At 65.1% G+C, this 4,167-nt stretch carries 3 protein-coding genes; all 3 read right to left on the reverse strand.

Translation table 11 applies throughout. The features are described 5' to 3' along the window. The coding region (locus tag ACOVRJ_RS11965; protein WP_422044074.1) for a PhoX family protein at window positions 1-1,415 on the reverse strand (1,415 nt) is incomplete at its 3' end. Window positions 1,416-1,796: 381 nt separating this feature from the next. After that, window positions 1,797-2,177 carry a hypothetical protein gene (locus tag ACOVRJ_RS11970; RefSeq protein ID WP_422044075.1) on the reverse strand — a complete coding sequence of 127 codons (381 nt, stop codon included), beginning with the start codon at window positions 2,175-2,177 and terminating at the stop codon, window positions 1,797-1,799. 47 nt (window positions 2,178-2,224) lie between these two features. Further along, window positions 2,225-4,167: protein kinase (locus tag ACOVRJ_RS11975; protein ID WP_422044076.1), on the reverse strand; the 1,943-nt coding region annotated here is incomplete at its 5' end.

The raw sequence follows: 4,167 nt of genomic DNA on the forward strand, positions 1-4,167 counted from the left end.
CCCATGGTGTTGTTGGCGCGCGGGTTGGCCGCGTCCACGCCTGGATGATTGGCGCCGCCGCGGTTGCTGTTATTGGTCAGGGTGCAGTACACAAAGCCCTGCGGGTCCACGGCGATCCACTCCGGGCGGTCCATCTTGGTGGCGCCCAGCGCGTCGCTGGCCTGGCGGCTCTTGACCAGCACCTCGCCCTGGTCGGCAAAGCCCTGGGCCGCGGTGAGCGGGCCCTGGCCATGGCGCAGGGGCAGCCAGCGGCCGCGGCCATCGGCCTCGAAGCGCGCCACATAGAGCGTGCCATGGTCCAGCAGCTCGGCATTGGCCTTGGCGCCGCCGGGGCGGATCTTGTCGCGGCTGACGAATTTGTAGATGTACTCGAAGCGCGCGTCCTCGCCCATATAGACCACGGCGCGGCCGTCGCGGGTCTGGGCCACGGTGGCGCCCTCGTGCGCGGCGCGGCCCAGGGCGGTGCGCTTGATGGGCGTGGCGCTGAAGTCATAGGGGTCCAGCTCCACCACCCAGCCGTGGCGGTTGGCCTCGTTGGGGTGCTTGGCGGCGTCGAAGCGCTCGTCGAACTCGGCCCAGCGGGCGCCGCCATCGCCCTTCTTCATGCCCCAGCGGGCCTGGTGGGCGTCGGGCTGCTCCGGACCCCGGAAGTAGTTGATGAAGTTCTCTTCGCAGGTCAGGTAGGTGCCCCAGGGCGTGATGCCGCTGGCGCAGTTGTTGAAGGTGCCCAGCACGCGGCGACCGCTGGCATCCGCCGCCGTCTTCATCAGGGCATGGCCGGCGGCCGGGCCGCTGATCTGCATGGGCGTGTTGGCCGTGATGCGGCGCGCCCAGGGCGAGGGTCGCACCAGCTCCCAGCGGCCGTCGGCCTGCTGGGCCACTTCCACCACCGAGACACCATGCGCGGCCTGGGCCTTGCGCACCTTGGCGGCGTTCCAGGTCTTCATGCCGTCCGGGTGCAGCAGGCCGTCGTCGGTGTACTCGTGGTTCATCACCAGCAGGCCGCTCTTGGAGCCGTCCTGGCTGAAGAAGTGGATGCCGTCGTGGTGCATGCCCAGCTGCACCTCCTGCTCGGCCGCGCTATTGCTGGCGTCGAACTTGAAGGCCGGGCTGTCGCCCGACACGCCCACCGGATCGCCCCAGGGCGCGATCACCTGCACCGTGTAGCCCTCGGGCACCAGCACGCGGTCGGCCGTGGACACCGGCACGCTCTTGAAGCCGAAACGGGGGCCGCTGCTGCCGGTGGCGGTGCTTGAGCAGCCCGCCAGCGGGGCCAGCAGGCCGCCCAGGCCCAGGCTCACCCCCAGGCCCAGGCCACCGCCCAGCAGGCGGCGCCGCGCGGGGTCCGAGACCTCGTGGATGCTCGCATTCGCCGAGCGGTTGCTGTCTTCCATCTGCTCGAAATCCTTGGCCATGGTGGCTCACTCCTGGGCTGCCGACAAAGCCTGCAAGGATTGCGGGGTGGTGTGACAAATGTGTGACAGGGTTGCGCAGGCGGGCGCTGCTGGCTGCCGGGGATCAGGTTGCGTCGTCATTGACCATCGGCCTACCCGCCACGGCTCGGGTCTGCTGCGCCGGGTGGGGCGGTTCAGAAACGACAAGGCCGGCATTGTCGCCGGCGGCAACGTGGAGCTGGGTGTCCCTTGTTCTCAAGTGACACCCAGCAAAGATGGCCAACAGTCAGGGGGTACTGCTCAGGGCAACTCGGTCGCAGGCCTAGTTTGGCACCGGCAACCGCCGTGCCTTACGCCAAGGCTTCGTATAGTGCTTACAGAGACGGTGCGGACAATGCAGCGTCACTCGTCACCGTTAACTACCTGCGGGTCGCTGCTCGGATAGATTGAGGCCACTGGTCCGACGTTCGAGAACAGAAGGATGACCCCCTTGGTCACGACATCCTGTGTGGGCATCGTGATGTTGACAAAGCCATCGTCATTTGTTGGCGTGAAGTTGCTGGCGTTGAGCGCTGGCGCCTGGCCGAGCTTCTTGAATACCGTTCCCATCAGAAGCAGCTCAGACCCGTCGGCTTGGCCGATCAGACATGCACCCGCATTGGTCGGGATGCGCAGGGGTTGACTAGCGGGCTGTGTCGCAGCCTTGTCGAGATAGTAGGAGCAAATAGCATACTGCTTGCTACTGTCCAGCGCGCTCAGCACGTAGTAGGTGTTCGTCGACATGGAGAGATATCCTTTCTTTGTTGGCTTTGGTTCGGATTGGGACAAGCTCATGGACGTTGATCTTCACGAAGAGCGTTCGCTGCAAGCCATCGGCTCGCGCTAGCAACATCCATCTCCCTTCCCAGACAGGAATGTGCTGCGACCCAGAGTCGGGTGATCTCCTGATGACTCTCGACAAGGCGGGGTACTTTTTCGATTTGCGCACGTGCCGCCTCGCATTGCGACTGAGCAACGGCTTTGTCGCGCTCAGACGAACGAAGTGCTGCTAGGGCAAGGTGGGTACGGGCTTTCGCCCCAATGAGTGTGGTCGACTCTTGGCCCTCGCCTCCAAAGCGTTCAAGCTGCGCAAGTAGTTGCTCCAGCAGTGCTTGCGCCCTTACGCGCTCTTCGGGAAGCCGCTGTGCCGCAAGAAGAGCTGTGATTTGAGCCCGAAGTGGCAATCGGCGTAACGAGGCTTTCGGATTGGCCTTGTCGAGCATGTCGATCTGGTCCATCAGAACACTCAGATCGGCCGCAAGTCGGGGGCGATCATTCTGCGGGTATTGCTTGTGCGCCAACTCCAGGAGTTCTACTTGTACGGCGATGATCGCTGTGGCCCAACGCTGGTCGCTCGGTGCTTGCTCAAGAAGCTCTTCGAGGAGCCGACGTGCAAGCAACAGTTGTTGCCGTGCGTTGCCGTGCTGCCGTAGTTCAGCGAAAGGCTTGGCGAGGCGAAGCCTGGTCAATGCCTCCCGGTACTTCCAGTCTAGGTCCGCCGGCGCCGCTGCCCGGACAGCTGAGATTTGCAGGGCGGCTTCAGAAAACGCTTGCACGGCCGCGTGCAGCTGTCCCTGCGCGAGAAGTGCCGTGCCTAGCCAACTGCGACTGTCCGCCAACTCGGCTTGTTGGGGTAGCCCAAGCTTCCCGTCAGGGAACGAAAGCTCTTTAAGCTCGATAGATGTTCGGAACTGCTGTTCTGCGGCTTTCAGCTCGCCGCGCTCCAGGTTGAGTGTGCCGAGACTATTTTCCGCATAGGAGAGCTCCAGCGTGGCCAGCTTGTCCTGCGGCGCAGCGGCTGTCCAATGCAGACAGTGCTCCCGATAGCGAGACCAAGCTTCATGCGCGGGGCCGAGCCGGCCTTGATTGTGGTGGATGCGACCAAGCCAGAACTCGGTCGCGCCGCGTGCTTTGTACCACTCGCCAGTGAGGTTTGCTGTAGGCGAATGAGTCGCCAATAGCAGTTGTGCAGCGCGAAGTGGCTCCAACGCGCCGTCAAGCTCCCGCTTTGATACACGGACTTCGCCAAGCACTGTGAGCGCCTTTGCTCGCTGCAGTAGGGCGTGTGGGCTGGCATTGCTGTCGTCGGCTAAGTGGGTCAGCGCCTTGCCGCCTACGCTGTCGAGCAACTCTAGTCGGCCAATCGGGCGTAGCTTGTCTGCGAACTCGCCGAGCATGTAGCTAAGTAGATCGTCCGCCTGTTGGCGGCGTTGCTGGGCATGGCGCTCGGCCTGCTCGGCTCGATGGGTCTGTATCAGACTGACTGTGGTCAGCGCCAGCATGGACATCACCGCGGCGCTGCCGGCGCTCACGGCCAGGCGGTGGCGGCGCAGGAAGCGGCCCAGCACATAGAGCCGGCTGTCGGGCCGCGCGCTGATGGGTTCGTGCGCCAGCCAGCGGCGCAGGTCCTGGGCCAGGGCCTCGGCATTGGCATAACGCTCGCCGGGCGCTTTCTTCAGCGCCTTGGCGACGATGGTGTCCAGGTCGCCGCGCAGTTCGCGCGCGCGCTTCGGGTCGTCGCGGCGCAGCCGGTCCGACAGGCGCGGCGGCTCGTCCTCGACCACCGCGCGCATGCGCGCCAGTGCCGAGGCATCGGCCTGGGTGGCGCCGGCCGTGGGGTGCTTGCCGCCGCTGAGCAGCAGGTAGAGCAGCACGCCCAGGGCATAGACATCGGTGGCGGTGCTCACCTCGCCGCCCTGCACCTGCTCGGGCGCGGCGAACTGGGGCGTGAAGG

Origin of the sequence: Roseateles sp. (genome assembly GCF_049240545.1) — a bacterium.
GTDB lineage: Bacteria > Pseudomonadota > Gammaproteobacteria > Burkholderiales > Burkholderiaceae_C > Paucibacter_A.